This is a genomic window from Pseudomonas sp. AP42, from assembly GCF_001728935.1.
Taxonomy (GTDB): domain Bacteria; phylum Pseudomonadota; class Gammaproteobacteria; order Pseudomonadales; family Pseudomonadaceae; genus Aquipseudomonas; species Aquipseudomonas lactis.
This window is the reverse complement of record NZ_LYSO01000019.1, coordinates 20,824-34,688: the sequence shown is the minus strand read 5'-3', so window position 1 is coordinate 34,688 and position 13,865 is coordinate 20,824. Positions and strand designations below refer to the sequence as shown.

At 55.1% G+C, this 13,865-nt stretch carries 14 protein-coding genes; 1 reads left to right on the top strand and 13 read right to left on the bottom strand.

Annotated features, from left to right (window positions below; genetic code table 11):
• Window positions 1–2: 2 nt before the first annotated feature.
• From A7K61_RS32340 to A7K61_RS09930, 13 genes are all read right to left on the bottom strand, one after another.
• Window positions 3–1,013, bottom strand: coding sequence for a hypothetical protein (locus A7K61_RS32340; protein ID WP_139129477.1), 1,011 nt, complete (start codon window positions 1,011–1,013; stop codon window positions 3–5).
• A complete protein-coding gene (locus A7K61_RS09990) occupies window positions 1,010–2,320 on the bottom strand; it encodes an STY4528 family pathogenicity island replication protein (protein WP_020303009.1) in 1,311 nt (436 codons plus the stop codon). The genes A7K61_RS32340 and A7K61_RS09990 overlap by 4 nt, the downstream gene beginning before the upstream one ends.
• Window positions 2,317–3,024: a DUF2857 domain-containing protein gene (locus tag A7K61_RS09985; RefSeq protein WP_020303010.1), complete on the bottom strand. Its 708-nt coding sequence runs from the start codon at window positions 3,022–3,024 to the stop codon at window positions 2,317–2,319. The genes A7K61_RS09990 and A7K61_RS09985 overlap by 4 nt, the downstream gene beginning before the upstream one ends.
• Window positions 3,025–3,051: 27 nt before the next feature.
• Window positions 3,052–4,818, bottom strand: a complete 1,767-nt coding sequence (locus tag A7K61_RS09980; RefSeq protein WP_069557499.1) for a ParB family protein — start codon at window positions 4,816–4,818, stop codon at window positions 3,052–3,054.
• Window positions 4,815–5,051 (bottom strand): Arc family DNA-binding protein, encoded by a 237-nt coding sequence (locus A7K61_RS34065; protein ID WP_020303012.1) that lies wholly within the window; start codon window positions 5,049–5,051, stop codon window positions 4,815–4,817. The genes A7K61_RS09980 and A7K61_RS34065 overlap by 4 nt, the downstream gene beginning before the upstream one ends.
• A gap of 34 nt (window positions 5,052–5,085) precedes the next feature.
• Window positions 5,086–6,087: a nucleoid-associated protein YejK gene (yejK, locus tag A7K61_RS09970; RefSeq protein ID WP_020303013.1), complete on the bottom strand. Its 1,002-nt coding sequence runs from the start codon at window positions 6,085–6,087 to the stop codon at window positions 5,086–5,088.
• A gap of 235 nt (window positions 6,088–6,322) precedes the next feature.
• Window positions 6,323–6,844 (bottom strand): hypothetical protein, encoded by a 522-nt coding sequence (locus tag A7K61_RS09960; RefSeq protein WP_020303015.1) that lies wholly within the window; start codon window positions 6,842–6,844, stop codon window positions 6,323–6,325.
• A gap of 162 nt (window positions 6,845–7,006) precedes the next feature.
• Window positions 7,007–8,356, bottom strand: coding sequence for a replicative DNA helicase (gene dnaB / locus A7K61_RS09955; RefSeq protein ID WP_020303016.1), 1,350 nt, complete (start codon window positions 8,354–8,356; stop codon window positions 7,007–7,009).
• Window positions 8,353–8,571, bottom strand: a complete 219-nt coding sequence (locus A7K61_RS09950) for a hypothetical protein (protein WP_020303017.1) — start codon at window positions 8,569–8,571, stop codon at window positions 8,353–8,355. Before A7K61_RS09950 ends, dnaB begins: the two co-directional genes overlap by 4 nt.
• A complete protein-coding gene (locus tag A7K61_RS09945) occupies window positions 8,555–9,274 on the bottom strand; it encodes an HNH endonuclease signature motif containing protein (protein ID WP_020303018.1) in 720 nt (239 codons plus the stop codon). The genes A7K61_RS09950 and A7K61_RS09945 overlap by 17 nt, the downstream gene beginning before the upstream one ends.
• Window positions 9,271–9,969 carry a DUF2786 domain-containing protein gene (locus A7K61_RS09940; RefSeq protein ID WP_020303019.1) on the bottom strand — a complete coding sequence of 233 codons (699 nt, stop codon included), beginning with the start codon at window positions 9,967–9,969 and terminating at the stop codon, window positions 9,271–9,273. Before A7K61_RS09940 ends, A7K61_RS09945 begins: the two co-directional genes overlap by 4 nt.
• Window positions 9,969–10,727, bottom strand: a complete 759-nt coding sequence (locus A7K61_RS09935) for a hypothetical protein (protein WP_020303020.1) — start codon at window positions 10,725–10,727, stop codon at window positions 9,969–9,971. Before A7K61_RS09935 ends, A7K61_RS09940 begins: the two co-directional genes overlap by 1 nt.
• 1 nt (window position 10,728) lies before the next feature.
• The gene (locus A7K61_RS09930) at window positions 10,729–11,589 is read right to left on the bottom strand and encodes a ParA family protein (protein WP_020303021.1); all 861 of its coding nucleotides are present in this window, start codon (window positions 11,587–11,589) and stop codon (window positions 10,729–10,731) included.
• 544 nt (window positions 11,590–12,133) lie between these two features.
• On the opposite strand from A7K61_RS09930, the gene A7K61_RS09920 reads away from it, so the two are divergent.
• The gene (locus A7K61_RS09920) at window positions 12,134–13,855 is read left to right on the top strand and encodes a ShlB/FhaC/HecB family hemolysin secretion/activation protein (RefSeq protein WP_069557498.1); all 1,722 of its coding nucleotides are present in this window, start codon (window positions 12,134–12,136) and stop codon (window positions 13,853–13,855) included.
• Window positions 13,856–13,865 lie beyond the last annotated feature (10 nt).

Sequence of the window (13,865 nt, the reverse complement as noted above, 5' to 3'; positions counted from 1 at the left end):
AGTTATTCCTTGGAAAGAGGATTGACATGGCCATGCTGCAATTGGGCTGCTACGGACGCAGCATTAAATCCATAGTCAGACGGAAGGGGATTTGTTGAGGCGTCTATATATAGAAGGAGAGAAGCAACATTGTCTGTCTGACTGCCGTCAGCGATCCGGGATCCCTGGTAAGTGTTGTGGGCCACAGCACTGAGCCGACGGCCACCACAGATTACGGATCCTGTCAGGGTGATGCGGTGCGCATCATCCAGTCGGTAGTTATGTGGCCCACATAGCTTCGAGTTGCCACCTGGAGTTTCGAATCCCTGTTGAGTGGTGTGGGCCACAGCACTTAGCCGACAGCCACCACAGATTACGGATCCTGTCAGGGTGATGCGGGCCGCATCATCCAGTCGGTAGTTATGTGGCCCACATAGCTTCGAGTTGCCACCTGGAGTATCGAATCCCTGTTGAGTGTTGTGGGCCACAGCACTGAGCCGACGGCCACCACAGATCACGGTTCCTGTCAGGGTGATGCGGGACACATCATCCAGCCGGTAGTTATGTGGCCCACATAGCTTTGAGTTGCCACCTGGAGTATCTGATCCCTGGTGAGTGGTGTGGGCCACAGCACTCAGCCGACGGCCACCACAGATTACGGATTCTGTCAGGGTGATGCGGGCCGCATCATCCAGCCGGTAGTTATGTGGCCCACATAGCTTTGAGTTGCCACCTGGAGTATCTGATCCCTGGTGAGTGGTGTGGGCCACAGCACTCAGCCGACGGCCACCACAGATTACGGATTCTGTCAGGGTGATGCGGGCCGCATCACTTGGCTGAATGCCTCCACCGATATCGAATCCTGGCTGGGTGTTGCGGGCAGCAACACTCAGCTCGGCTATGCCGCTGACCTGGGATCCTGGTTGAATGATTCGGCCCGAATCACTCAGCTCTCTGCCATAACCGGTATCAAGTCTGGTCAGCGCCATGCGGGCGGCATAGCTTGGCTGACTGACATTTCCGTCCGGAGTCATGAATGTGTGCTCCGATTGGGCTTTAGCAGGTGCAGCATCTCGCTCAGTGTTTGATTGGCGGTTTGTATCGATTCCGGATTGCGTGGAGTCACCATCGCTTTCACCGGTTGAGCAACTTCAACGGTGCTTGAGCCCGTCGACGGGCTACCCGTGTTCATGTGGTTGAGACGTGGTTTGTCGTCTGGCTTCCAATTGCTGTTGAAGTCACCTCGTACCGCCGTGGCGACAAGCGTCATCAGATACCCAAAAGGGTTTCGAACGCCTCCCGTATCACAACGGTGCACCCATTGCTTGATGAGCGCAGGCTTCACCTCTGGTGGGACTTTCTGCAACGCCACAAGGGCACTCTGTTTTTGATCCGTGGGCAGCCGGTGCAGGGCATCCAGGAGGTCTGCAGCCGTGTCATCTGACGTGGGCGGTACATGTACAGAGCTTTTACAAACATCTTTGTTTGTATCTGTATACGTACTATATGAGTTCGGATTCCGAACTGAGTCCGAACTCAGTGATTTACGGCTGAGTTCGGATTCCGAACTCAGCTCAAAAGCGATTCGCTTACCGCTGGATTCACTGAGTTCGGATTCCGAACTCAGTGTGGAGGCAGCTATATTTTGCTGAGTTCGGATTCCGAACTCGGGAGCAGTCAAAGGCTGAAGGGCTGTTGCCTGAACCCATGGCTGACTGTTCAAGCGAGCTTCGATGATGTTCAACCGAGTCGGTAATCGCTGACCAACCTCCGGATCTGCGGCGAACTCCTTCCAGGCTATTTCAGCAACTTCACGAATCGCCTTGGTCTGATGCTCCATCGATTGAGCGAGTAACTGCAGATAGTCTTTGTCGAACTCCAGCGCTTCACCAGGCGTTACAGGTTCATCGTGAAGAAGGTAGACGTTGCCTTGAACCTGACCACTGAGGTCATTACGCACGCGACGACCGAGGCTGAGCCAGCGAGTCAGGCGAAGGGTGACCAAGGCTTTTGATACCGTTTCACGGGACGCCGGTCTGCCGGGTAGCATGCCCAGGTATGGCCGTAGCTGCTCATAGGTGGGGAACGCCGTCAGGCCGTCGTCATTGATCAGTAGGCGAAATACCTGCCAGGCGTTTCGTTCAAGCGGAGACAGTCGATCATCCAGAAGCAATCGACGAGGAACTGTCTCATGAGGGTTACCGCTGAAAATAATGCCGGAGTAGGGCGCTGAGCCCTCAATCCCCGGGGGCATCGACTCTTTTTTCTGACGCAGATGAGCCTCAAGATGCCCTGATGCAGAGTCCAGAAGTGTCGAGAAGGGGAGCCGGGACAACTTCATAGGTCGTTGTCACCTTGCCCCAGTGTAACTACTGGTAGGGCCAACTGATGGTTGGCCGATGACACCAGCTTCAAACCTTTTGTAAATCCAGCGCTTGGATGCGAAGGCGGATAAAGGCCGTCTCTGATCCATGACTGAACGCGGTGCCAGATTATCGCTAAACTGAGGTTTTCCGTGCCTTCAGTTGAGTCGGCGCCCTGTGGAGCATTGAGTTCTTCTGCCACCAGCATGGCCACGTCCAGCAACGCCAGGCTGTCATCCAGCTCAACCTGATGCTCTTTCATCAGATGGGTCCAGCGGTACCAAAGCTGAGCATCCATCTCTTCGCTAAACTCTCGCCACCGGCCACGGCGTGCTGTTACGCCAATCACCAGGCGTTGAAGGGCAACATCTTGGGGGGATAAGCCAAAGAACTGTTGCAGCATCTGTGTCGTTGCCCCGAGTCGAAGAGCACGTTCAATCATGCGCACTTCCTCGTCTGATCGTTGAGCCCCGGTCAGAAGCTTTTTCACCATGTCTCCATCTATCGTGACACTGCACCAGGAAACGGGAGTGTTAAGCAGCAAGCTCAGCACCGAAGGTTGTTGAAGCTGGGCCAAGATTTCGGGCTCCAATCCCATCTCTATGCAGCGACGGAGTTGGCCGTTGCGCATGTGGTGCAGCACCTGAGACAGGATGGCTTCATTGATAGGTGTTTTGGACATACGACTCTCTCCCTGCCATCGACCCAATCAGCTAGGTGAACTCGGATTGTTGTTGGCCATTGACTTGATTTCTAAGTCGATCAAACGTCTTGCGAGACGAATAATTCGAAAGAGCTTCACCAGCGCGCCATCGCTCAGACGATTCGTGTTCTCTGGAGATTGATCCTTGGCATAGGGCTGACTCAATAGGATCTGGCCGAGACCTGCAGCAAATTCGAAATCGGCAAGTGAACCAGCCTGTTCAGGCTGTTGCTGAATCATCTTCAGCGCGATGGCGATTGAGCCGCTCAATGATTGGAGCAGCGTCAAAGTGTGCTGGGCTGTAGCGGTGACTTCGACGTCTTCAGTTGGATGTCGATAGCTAAAGCCCACCCCTCCGTCGAGGTCCAGGAATTCACCAGGTGCATTGACTGTGGTCGCAACTTCCCGTGCCAACTGAGCGATATGCTGGCGCAGGGTGACGGGATTATCGATCTCGCGTTCGATGTACCAGAGGTCAGAAATGGGATTCAGTCCACCGGCTTGAACCGGGATGGCCACCAAAGCATTGGCCGCGAAGTCAGGCAGAATCTCCCCATCAAGCGCCGCGACTTCGCGCCTCATCTTTTCGACCCTGGCAGATGTTTTCACCGGGCTCGCAACGTGCCCGTCTAGCCGGCTCTTCTGTTCCTCCGGACTCATTTGTTCCAAGGGCGGAGGCGTGAGCTGCGGCTTGATTGGCTCTTTGCTTTTTTGTGGTGTTGTGCTCGTTTTAATCCATCCCCCGGTTTGGTGGGAGGGCGATTGTGGTACCGGGTTTTGAGGGGGATTGTTACCGCCCTCGGTCGAGCTACCGCCCTGCGACACACTGCCGAAGGTTATGGTGGGCTGAGGCAGTTCGAGTATCGGTGTGGATCTGCGCAATTGGTCCTGATTCTGGGTAATCTCCAGCAGGATTTTCTCGTACCCGAGATTCAGCGGCTTTTGCAGTTGAGCTATCAACTCGTCCTGGAAGCGCTGAAACAGAAACTCTTCGGCATCTCCCTCAAACTGAGACAGAACATCTTGGAAGACTGTTTCGAATTCAAGAGGCAGCTCGTTTCCATGCTGCTGATAATTACGCTCCCAGCACTGAAGGGCGGTTTTTCTCAAACCTAACAGTTTTATAACTCGATCAAATCCGAGGCCGGAGTACAACATTGCAGGAATTACAGGAAGCAAGTAGCGAATAGCATCTTGCATTCTGCTGATGTGGGGCTGAGAGATCGGATACCCGTCAGCTTTCAAACGTCGAGAGAGTTCACTTTGAGATATCGATCCGCCTGCTTCCTCCTCATATAGCGCTCTTGCCTTATCGACACCAATTGCCCGCTCGATGAACAGCAGTTGCCCCTGCAGATCGTTTTCGGCCAAGTGCCCGGTGAGAGAAATAATCTCCCCCCGGACTGCATCCCACGGACGAAACAGGCAGTGGAACCTGAAGAATTTCTCGTCCCCAGTCTCACGGTACAATTCATTCAGAATCGCGAGACGAGTGTTGCCGCCGTTCCTGATCCGGAACTTCTCCTCACCAGGCTTACGGGTCACGGGCGGAGGCGTATCCAGGCCACGCTGACGGATCGACTCCTTGATGTCGTCGTATTTTGGGTTGCGCGTAGTCCGTGGGTTTTCGTCATACGGCAGCGTCTCATCCAATGTCAGTAACATCGGTGTGTCGACGATGGGGTCGCTCAAGCGAGCAGCAGCTGGCGACTTGGATTCAAATCCAGGAAGCTGCAGCTTTTCTTTCATAGTCTGGGCCAATGACGGTTTCATACTCTTGCCCCAGCTTGCTCATTGGCCGGAGCTGCAGCCAACAGTTGGTCAATGATCTTGTGGGCTCGATCCAAAGCGGCTTCAAGCCCCGCGGTCGCTTCCAGGCGGTGAACGATTTCCGAGTTCATTGACCGGGTGTTTTCACGTGCCTGCAGTGCGATTCGCTCGCGCATTCCGTCCGGAAGGCGGACTACGAATTTTTCTTCGAGCTGACGTTTGGTTTCATTGCTCATAGCGTTCTCCATTACTTATCGGGCAGGGGTATGTTCAGCGACGTTTCAACTGATCACTGAGTTGGGTAGGCAAACCTTTGATGGTGAGCGTGCTTGAAGCCTCGTCGTACTCGATCTTGTCGCCCAGGAGGTGCGCTTCGAAGCTGATGGATAAGCCTTCGGCGCGGCCGGTGAAACGGCGGAACTGGTTGAGGGTGCGCTTATCCGCCGGGATTTCCGGCGACAGGCCGTAATCCTTGTTGCGGATATGGTCGTAAAACGCTTTTGGCCGATCTTCATCGATCAAGCTCGACAGTTCTTCCAAGCCAATGGGCTCGCCAAGCTTGGCCTGGCTGCTGGCATAGTCCACCAGGGTCTTGGTTTTCTCGCGTGCGGATTCGTCCGGCAGGTCTTCGCTTTCAACGAAGTCGCTGAAAGCCTTGAGCAGGGTGCGGGTCTCGCCCGGGCCGTCGACGCCTTCCTGGCAGCCGATGAACTCGCGAAAGTACTCCGAAAACTTCTTGCCGCTCTTGCCCTTGATAAATGAGATGTATTGCTTGGATTGCTTGTTGTTCTGCCACTGGGACACGTTGATCCGCGCTGCCAGGTGCAGTTGGCCAAGGTCTAGGTGACGCGATGGGGATACGTCCAAATCGTCCGTCACCATGACGCCTTCTCTGTGTTGCAGCATGGCGATCGCCACATAATCGGTCATGCCTTGTTGATAGTGCGCGAATAGAACGTGGCCACCCGTGGACAGATTTGACTCTTCCATCAATCGTTGCAGGTGCTCGACTGCCTCCAGGCTAAACTGCGTGAAGTCCTGGTTACCGTCGAAGTACATCTTTAGCCAGCCACTGAAAGGGTATGCGCCGGACTCTGCATGGAAGAAGCCCCACGCTTTACCTTGTTTTGCGTTGTAGGCTTCGTTGAAGTCGGACAGCATATTTTCTAGGGCTTGCGACTTCGCCAATTCGTGTTGGCTGGCATCCAGGACCGCAGGTGTGCCGTCGGGCTTCTTGTCGATCAAGTGAACGATGCAATGACGAATAGGCATTAGATGGCTTCCTGAGTACGTTGAGGTTGAGTCCGATCAGCGCGACGAAGTCGGGCCTTAGCGTTGAGGCCTGAGCGGTGATCGCTTGAGGTCGACGAGGTGTAAATGGACCCAAGCCCAGCTTTGGTGAATTTGATGTGGCCACCGTGAGTTCGAGAGACGGTCCAGCCGTTAGCCTCAGCAAACTCCACCAAATAGCGAAGGTTCTCGTGCTGTCCACGTAAACGGCTGACGGTCATTGGTCAACATCCTTGTCTGCCAGAACGTTGCCGGCCTGAATCGCAATGATTTCAGCCTGATCACCAGGAAACTTGGTACCCAGCTCATGTAGAAATTGACGTGTTGCTTCACGTGCGCCTGGCACGCGGAATACAACGCTGCAGTGTTGAACTGGCTCTGGATGTTGCAGGTGGGACATCACAGCCACTTTCAACGAGCAGCTTTGGAGATGACGGGGAACCCAAACCGACCAGAAGTAGCTTGAGAGCAACGCACCTGCGCAGAGCAGTTCGACGGTAAGCGTTGAGCTTGCTGTTTCGGATACCTCGATGTAGCCGAGTTCCTGAAACTCCAGAAGATCGCCTCGCATACTCAACGGGACTACTGTGCTGTGGTCACGAGCAAGGCGACCAATCGATTGAGCAAGAGCGTCCAGTTCAACGGGGTTGATCCCCGTTTTATGAGCGTGAACCACGGCCGAGGCTTCGAACCCGGCACCGGCATGAATGCTTGGGAAAAGGGAGACGTTACTGTGCATCTGACACCTCCAGAAGCTCCTCGATGTCATAGCTATTGCAGGTTGGGCAAATCAGCACGTCCACTTCACCGTCAGGGGAGGCCGGTACAACTCCACTCACCTGATGTATCGGATGGTGACCGTCACAATGACGGCACCAATGAGAGATAGCGGGAGTATTTTTCATGGCTGAACCCCTTGCCAGCCACTGCTGGCACTGAGATTTGCAAAGCGGGTTTGGTGTGGAATAAAGGCGGTGCGCACCGTTCCGGTCGGGCCGTTACGAGCCTTGCCGATGATGATTTCTGCAATGCCTTTGTGTTCGGTCTCCGGGTGATATTTCTCGTCGCGGTACACGAACATGATCAGGTCCGCGTCCTGTTCGATGGCGCCGCTATCACGCAAATCGGCGTTGATAGGGCGCTTGTTCGGGCGGCGTTCCAGTTCACGATTGAGCTGAGAAAGAGCGACTACAGGGCAGTTCATCTCCTTGGCCAGCGCTTTAAGTGCTTGGGAGATAGCGCTGATTTCATTCGCCCGGTTTTCTTGACCTGGGCAGCGCATGAGCTGCAGATAATCGATAAGGATCAGGCTCGGGTGGCCGAACCGGCGAGCCGCACGGCGGGATTTGGCCCTGATCGCACCAGGTGTAAGACCTGATGAGTCGTCTATGACCAAGCGCTCACCGTAGCTATTGATGCGCGAAACTGCGGCGGTCAGTTTTGGCCAGTCTTCGTCATCGAGCTTGCCCTTCAATAGCTTGCCAAGGTCGAGATGGCCAAGGATGGCCATCAATCGATAGAGCAGCGCTTTAGCGGGCATCTCCATGCTGAAAACCTGGACCGTACGATCAGGCTTTGCCTGCAGCGCTGTATCCACAAAGTTCAAGGCCAGAGATGTTTTACCCATCGACGGACGTGCGCCGAGGATGATCAAGTCGGCTTCCTGGAAACCAGACGTCATCTCGTCCAGATCGTCCAGACCTGAAGGCACGCCGGTCACCACTACATCACCATTGAAGTGCTCATCGATTTGCTCGACGACCGCCGTCAGGCACTTGTTGATGTTGACGAACTCCGACGCGCTTTTACCTTCCCCCAAGGCGAAGAGTTGCTGCTCGATGGACTCCTGAACTTCCGTGGCGTCGGCCTGCGGATCTGTAGCTTCGCGAGAGCACTGGTAGCCCAGGGTCATGAGCTGCCTGAGCTGAGAGCGGTTACGTACGATGAATGCGTAGTGCTCTATGTTGGCCACTGACGGTGTGTTTTTGGCTAATTCGCCGAGGTAAGCGAGACCACCCGCTTCGTCGGGATTCTCCAATGCGTCATGTACGGTCACGATATCGAATGGAATGGCTTTGTCGGCCAGGCTGGCAATAGTCCCGAACAGCAACCGATGGTCGTGCCGAAAAAAATCCGAGTATTCCAGCTTGTCTGCGACGAGATCCCAGGCGTTATTGTCGAGCAGCAGCCCGCCTAATACGCCTTGTTCTGCCTCGACGGAGTGGGGGGGGGAGAGGTCGAGGTGGTTCATTTCAAGGGCTCCTGACCAATCTGCATAAAGCCGCTTCCACTAACCGCGTCCAGAGCCTTCACCATCGCCACTTCGACCTTGGCCGAATTGATCATCACCTGCGCAACTTCGGCCACGGCTTTGGCGCGATCAAGTTCCATTGGTTTGTCGGGGTCGAGCAGGCCTTCAATAGTGACGAACAGGTGATTGCGGAGATCCTCAATCTTGTTTTTCATGTTCAGCCTCACGAATGGTGCGCTTGAGTTTGCCGATGGCGCGAATGGCGGACTTCAGCTCTTCCGGATAGCGATGGATGGTGTTACGGCGCATACGCTCCGCTCGTGTGAGCAGCTCTAGATTGTCGAGAGCGATATGGGCCTTATTACCGTCCTTGAAGCACACGCATTGGTTGATGGGCACGGGACCGTAGTGCTCTTCCCACAACAGGATGTGCACACCTTGCCAGTCAACTGGTGGGTAACCGGTGTCAGTGATTTTTCGCTGCAGATACCCATCTTGTGTTGTGCGCAGGCTGCCAACGGGGAGCCAGTTCTCGGGCCGGTTTCCTGCTTTGAACTGTGTTGTTGCCATGCGGCCGACTGAGGGGAGTCCCTTGACGCCTTTGTTCCAAGGGGTCATGCCTTTGGCAAAGCGGTGCTCCGTGCCTGAGCTACCATCAAATCGGCCACAGAGATTGCTGCTTAGGAATTCAGCGCTCTTGGATATGCCAAGGCGTTTGGCCTTGGCATAGACCTGATAGACGCTGAGTCCGATTTCATCGGCCAGGGCCTGGGTCGTTTCGTTGGGATAGCGGGCAATGAGCATGCGCTCCTCAGCCTCACTCCAAATATGATGCTTTTGATCCGGCATCAGCCCCAATTGGGAGCGCGCATGCTCCAAGGTCGCCTTAGCAAGAGGGGATAGACATTGACGTGTCATTGCCCACCTCCGGTAATGAGAGCGGTGTGGCCTGTTTTCCCTACACCGTGGTGGAGCCGAACGTTTTGCCCTTGATTCCAACCTGCGGTTAGCGACCCGGTATCGTGGCCTTTGGCTTCACGGGACTGGATCTCGAAGGTTTTCAGCATTGGATGGTGGTGTTCCAAGTAAGTGCTGATAGCTTTGCTTGTTTCACTGTCCATAGAACCGGCGAATTCAGCCACTTTGTAACTCACGGCGTTTATCCAACCTTCGGCAAACAGAGCGCCGCGACGACGCTTGGTTTTCAGTTGGCATCGCTTTTGTTGGGCCACATGCTCGCGGCGTGCTGCCACCAATTGGTGAAGCAGTGCGGAATACGCGTGTGCAGCGAGCTCTGGCGAAATACCTTTGCCAAGGAACTTGAAAGACCAACCCTGTAAAGGGTTGTAATAGGCAATGTGTTGGCAATCGAACGCTCGCGCACAAGTCTGGGCGAGCAGGTGAAGCCAATCCTGGGGAGCCCGGCGGGTATGTGTGGCAACGCTCGCTTCATCTACCGTATGAGCCGCAACCTCGATGGCTTCGAGGTTGTACTGTTTCATCAGGTTTCGGGCCTGGCGAAGCGCTGTTTCAACTTCATTAGGCGATGCACCGTTGGAGTTGGCCAGTGCAAAGCATTTAGCAACTTTTTCAAGAACTCGTTGCTTATCCATCACTCACCCCCTTCGTGCTGGGTACGAGGGGAGAGCGCCTCTGACCAAAGACGCAGTGTTTCCTCTTCATCCACAGAGAGGTAAACCTGGGCGCGACAGTCCGAAACCTTCTGTTTCAGCATATTTAGACGGTCCTGGACGCTGGAACCATCGTCGTAAGCAATGTCCTGCTCGATAGCTTGCACAACGTCATTGCGCAGGGAGAGCACCGTGCTTATCCAGAACGCACTTGGGCTGGTCCAGCCGATGAGCTTTCGTGTGCGGGCAGGCGACAGGTAATCACGCAGCCTGAGATTGAACTCACCAGGGGAATAACCATTCCTGAAAACGTCTGCGCGGTTGAGCGTCAGCGCTGTTTTAAGAATATCCAGGAGTGGTTCCAGAGCTGCTGGGTCAGGGACGAAAGGTTCCAGATATGTTTCAGCTACAAGGCGCTTCGCTTCCGCATCTCGTGCTTGTTGACGCCGCTTGGCCACGTTTTCGTCGCGGCCGCGCTTCTCCTTTGCGTGCCGTATGTTTGAATTTACTGACTCAATAAGCTTCGCGGCGTCCTGCAAAAGCTGACGCTGTTCAAAGCTCAAGTGAGCGCCTATACGGCCGGGTAGATGCGTACCACTTGTCAGGGAATGGATGTCACGAGCGGTACCACTAAGTTTGGCTTGCAAGCTGCGTAATTGTTGAGCGCTGTAGTACTTGCCAATCTCAAGGATGACGTCTGCAGAAATGCTGCGAGCATCGGTGATAGAGGGCTTTGCCATCTCAACGATCCTCCTTCACCAATTTGGCCACCTTCTCTTCGTTCATGGCCTCGAAGCGGTCGCGCCATTCTGGAAAGAGCTCAATGGCCAATTGCCGGATGACGACTAGGGCTGCTGGGGATTTGCGGTTGGAAGGCTGGCGATATTCCAGGCGGTGTGCTGGAACGCCTTGGGACGCAGCGCTACGAAACACCACTGCAGTAGGAATAATGCTGTCCAAAACGCTGATTTCTTCATTGTCTTGGAATATTTCGCGGACTGACTGCTCGATCACCTGCGCGTCGGTGGTTTGATCAAGGTTGTTTATAGCGATCCGCACGGGAGGGATTTTCATACCCAGGCGCCCATAGGCACGGAGGCCATCCAACATCTGCATGGTCCCACGGCTGAATTCGCGTGCGGCGAGCATGTTGGGTGGAAGAGGGGATATGACCAAGTCAGACGCGAGAACTACCATTTCCAACATGGCCGATCTGGCACCTTGGGTGTCAATCAGTACCAGGTCAAAATGGCCTTCGAATGCCGGCATCAGATTAGCTAGTCGCAATCTGCCGTCCGGTGCCTGCAGGAGCAAGCTGTTCAATTGGTTATTTACGTCGTTCGAGATCACCAGGGACAGATTAGGAATCGTCGTGCTGGAGATGATCTTGAGGGAGTCGGTGATATTGAACGCGAGCAGGTCATAGATGCCGCCCTGAGCTTCCTCGACCAATTGGTAATACGAGGAAAGCGAAGGCTGGGCGGGATCCAGATCGATTAGGAGGGTGCGAAGGCCCGCGTCCGCGCAGAATGCGCCGAGGTTGGCCTCAATGGTGGTTTTACCAACGCCGCCTTTGGTCGAAACGACCGCAGTGATTTTCATGGTTTAGAGCCTCTAATGTGAATTCATTAGAGGCTGCATCGAAAATCGGGTAGATTCTGACCCATAACCAATTGGTTTCGAGACCTGAAAACCAGTTGGCTTTTAACCAATTGGTCGTAGGTTCGAATCCCACACGACCCACCATTTTTGGCGGTTTAGAAAATCCGGAAGGCCCACGTAAGTGTGGATTTCCGGGTTTTTTTTTGCCTGTCATTTGGCACGTCCGAGTCGACGCTGAGTCATCCCTTGCTCAGATTCTGTCGCCGTCCAAAAAGCATTCCTTAAATTCAAATATTCATACGCGGACCGGTGCTGACCGAATAGTCCGGACGTTCGTATGCGCCCTCAATGTGTATCAAACCTGATACCGCTGGTCGGAAACTCACCCGGAACTCCAAACAAAATTCTTTCCTGTTTGTTTATTTTTCTTCTGTGTCAGCTACTTACGAATTTTTTAAGAAATTTCCTAGAATTTAGTCGGTTTATTGGCGTGATGGGCGGACGATGTTAGTTTGCCACCCTTCGTAAATTCGATGGATCGAACATGTCTTCCCAACTGCCACGGACTCGGTATTCACTGAGTATTGCCCTGCTTGCCTGCCTCGTTTCCCACAGCGTGATGGCGGCAACCCTCCCGGGTGATCAGGACCTGATCCGTGAACGGCAAAATCGCCTGTTGGAGGATCAGCAGCGGCGCCTGGAACAGCTCAAAGAGCTGCCCGGCAAAGAGGCCAGGCCCGAAGCGCCGGCGGCCCCGGTGGACAGCCGTTGCTTTCCGATCCAGACCATTGAACTGCAAGGTGCCGAGCACCTGCCTGTCACTCAGCGCGAGCGTCTGCTCAAGCCGTACACCAATCAATGCCTGGGCGTTTCACAACTCAACGCCTTGCTCAAAGACCTCACCGACTTCTACATCGACAAAGGCCTGGTCACCAGCCGCGCTTACTTGCCCCAGCAAGATATGTCCAAGGGGCATCTTCAAGTGCTGGTGGTGGAAGGCAAGCTTGAAGGCCTAAAGGGCGCGGACAGCAGCAAGTTGTCGGATCGCGAACTGGCCATGGCTTTTCCCGGCAAAAGCGGCGAGATATTGAACCTGCGAGAAATCGAACAGGCCGTCGACCAGCTCAACCGTTTGCCGTCCAACCAAGCCCAAATGGAACTGACCCCAGGCGATGCCGTGGGCGGCAGCTCAGTGTTGGTCAAAAACAACCCGCAAAAGCCATGGCGTGCCAGCCTGTCGCGTAACAACGATGGCCAGAAAAGCACCGGCGAACAGCAGTGGGGCACCGGCTTTGAATGGGATAGCCCCTTGGGCCTGGCCGACCAACTGATTCTGCGCGGCGGCCATGACGCCGTCAGCGACCACCAGAAAACCTCCAAGAACGCGATGCTCTACTACAACGTGCCGTGGGGCTGGTGGAACTTCAGCTACAGCTACAACCAGAGCGATTACCGTTCGGTTGCCCAAGGCGACGGCTTTGACTTCAAGCAAACCGGCGACAGTGAAAACCACCAACTGCGCGCTGAACGGGTGATCCATCGCGACACCCTGAGCAAAACCTCGCTCAACGTCGGCTTGTCCCACCTGCGCACCAACAACTACATCGAAGACAGCCGCCTGGCCGTCAGCAGCAATCGCCTCAGCGAGTTGCAGTGGGGCATCAACCACGGTCGGCGAGTTGGCAGTGCGTTTGTCAACGTTGACCTCGGCATGCAGGACGGCATCGGTTTGCTCGATGCCCAGGCGCAACATGAGCGCGATCAGAACGGCAATCGATTGGCCAATTCCCGCTACCGCAAATACACCGCCACCGTCAGCTACCTGCAACCCTTCACGCTGTGGGGCGAGTCGTTCAGTTTCACCAGCCTAGCCACCGGCCAACGCAGTGAAGACGTGCTCTTCAGCCCCCAGCGCATGAGCCTCGGCGGCTCGGCGTCGGTACGCGGCTACAAGGACCAGCAACTGACCGGCGACAGCGGCGGTTACTGGCGCAATGACCTGCGCTGGAGCCGCCCGGTCACGCTCGGTTGGCTGCGCCCGGTGTTCGGTGAGTACGGTGCCAGCGTGGGCTACGACCAGGGCGTGATCCGCAATGGTCGCTACAACGGCGAGGTGCACGGCCGCGTCTCAAGCAACTCCCTTGAGCTGTTCGCCCGCGGCCAACACGTGAGCACCAGCGTGACCTTTGCCCACTCGCTGGAAAGGCCGGCCGCGCTGCTTGAGCGCGAAGCACCGATCTACTTCCGTATGGATTTCTTCCTGTAATTCAACGCCC

Bases quoted from the DNA above. Each gene is read 5' to 3' on its own strand.
- A7K61_RS09990 (WP_020303009.1), bottom strand. From the start codon at position 2,320: ATGAAGTTGTCCCGGCTCCCCTTCTCGACACTTCTGGACTCTGCATCA.
- A7K61_RS09945 (WP_020303018.1), bottom strand. From the start codon at position 9,274: ATGACACGTCAATGTCTATCCCCTCTTGCTAAGGCGACCTTGGAGCAT.
- dnaB (WP_020303016.1), bottom strand. From the start codon at position 8,356: ATGAACCACCTCGACCTCTCCCCCCCCCACTCCGTCGAGGCAGAACAA.
- A7K61_RS09980 (WP_069557499.1), bottom strand. From the start codon at position 4,818: ATGAAACCGTCATTGGCCCAGACTATGAAAGAAAAGCTGCAGCTTCCT.
- A7K61_RS09940 (WP_020303019.1), bottom strand. From the start codon at position 9,969: ATGGATAAGCAACGAGTTCTTGAAAAAGTTGCTAAATGCTTTGCACTG.
- A7K61_RS34065 (WP_020303012.1), bottom strand. From the start codon at position 5,051: ATGAGCAATGAAACCAAACGTCAGCTCGAAGAAAAATTCGTAGTCCGC.
- yejK (WP_020303013.1), bottom strand. From the start codon at position 6,087: ATGCCTATTCGTCATTGCATCGTTCACTTGATCGACAAGAAGCCCGAC.
- A7K61_RS09950 (WP_020303017.1), bottom strand. From the start codon at position 8,571: ATGAAAAACAAGATTGAGGATCTCCGCAATCACCTGTTCGTCACTATT.
- A7K61_RS09920 (WP_069557498.1), top strand. From the start codon at position 12,134: ATGTCTTCCCAACTGCCACGGACTCGGTATTCACTGAGTATTGCCCTG.
- A7K61_RS09985 (WP_020303010.1), bottom strand. From the start codon at position 3,024: ATGTCCAAAACACCTATCAATGAAGCCATCCTGTCTCAGGTGCTGCAC.
- A7K61_RS09930 (WP_020303021.1), bottom strand. From the start codon at position 11,589: ATGAAAATCACTGCGGTCGTTTCGACCAAAGGCGGCGTTGGTAAAACC.
- A7K61_RS32340 (WP_139129477.1), bottom strand. From the start codon at position 1,013: ATGACTCCGGACGGAAATGTCAGTCAGCCAAGCTATGCCGCCCGCATG.
- A7K61_RS09935 (WP_020303020.1), bottom strand. From the start codon at position 10,727: ATGGCAAAGCCCTCTATCACCGATGCTCGCAGCATTTCTGCAGACGTC.
- A7K61_RS09960 (WP_020303015.1), bottom strand. From the start codon at position 6,844: ATGCACAGTAACGTCTCCCTTTTCCCAAGCATTCATGCCGGTGCCGGG.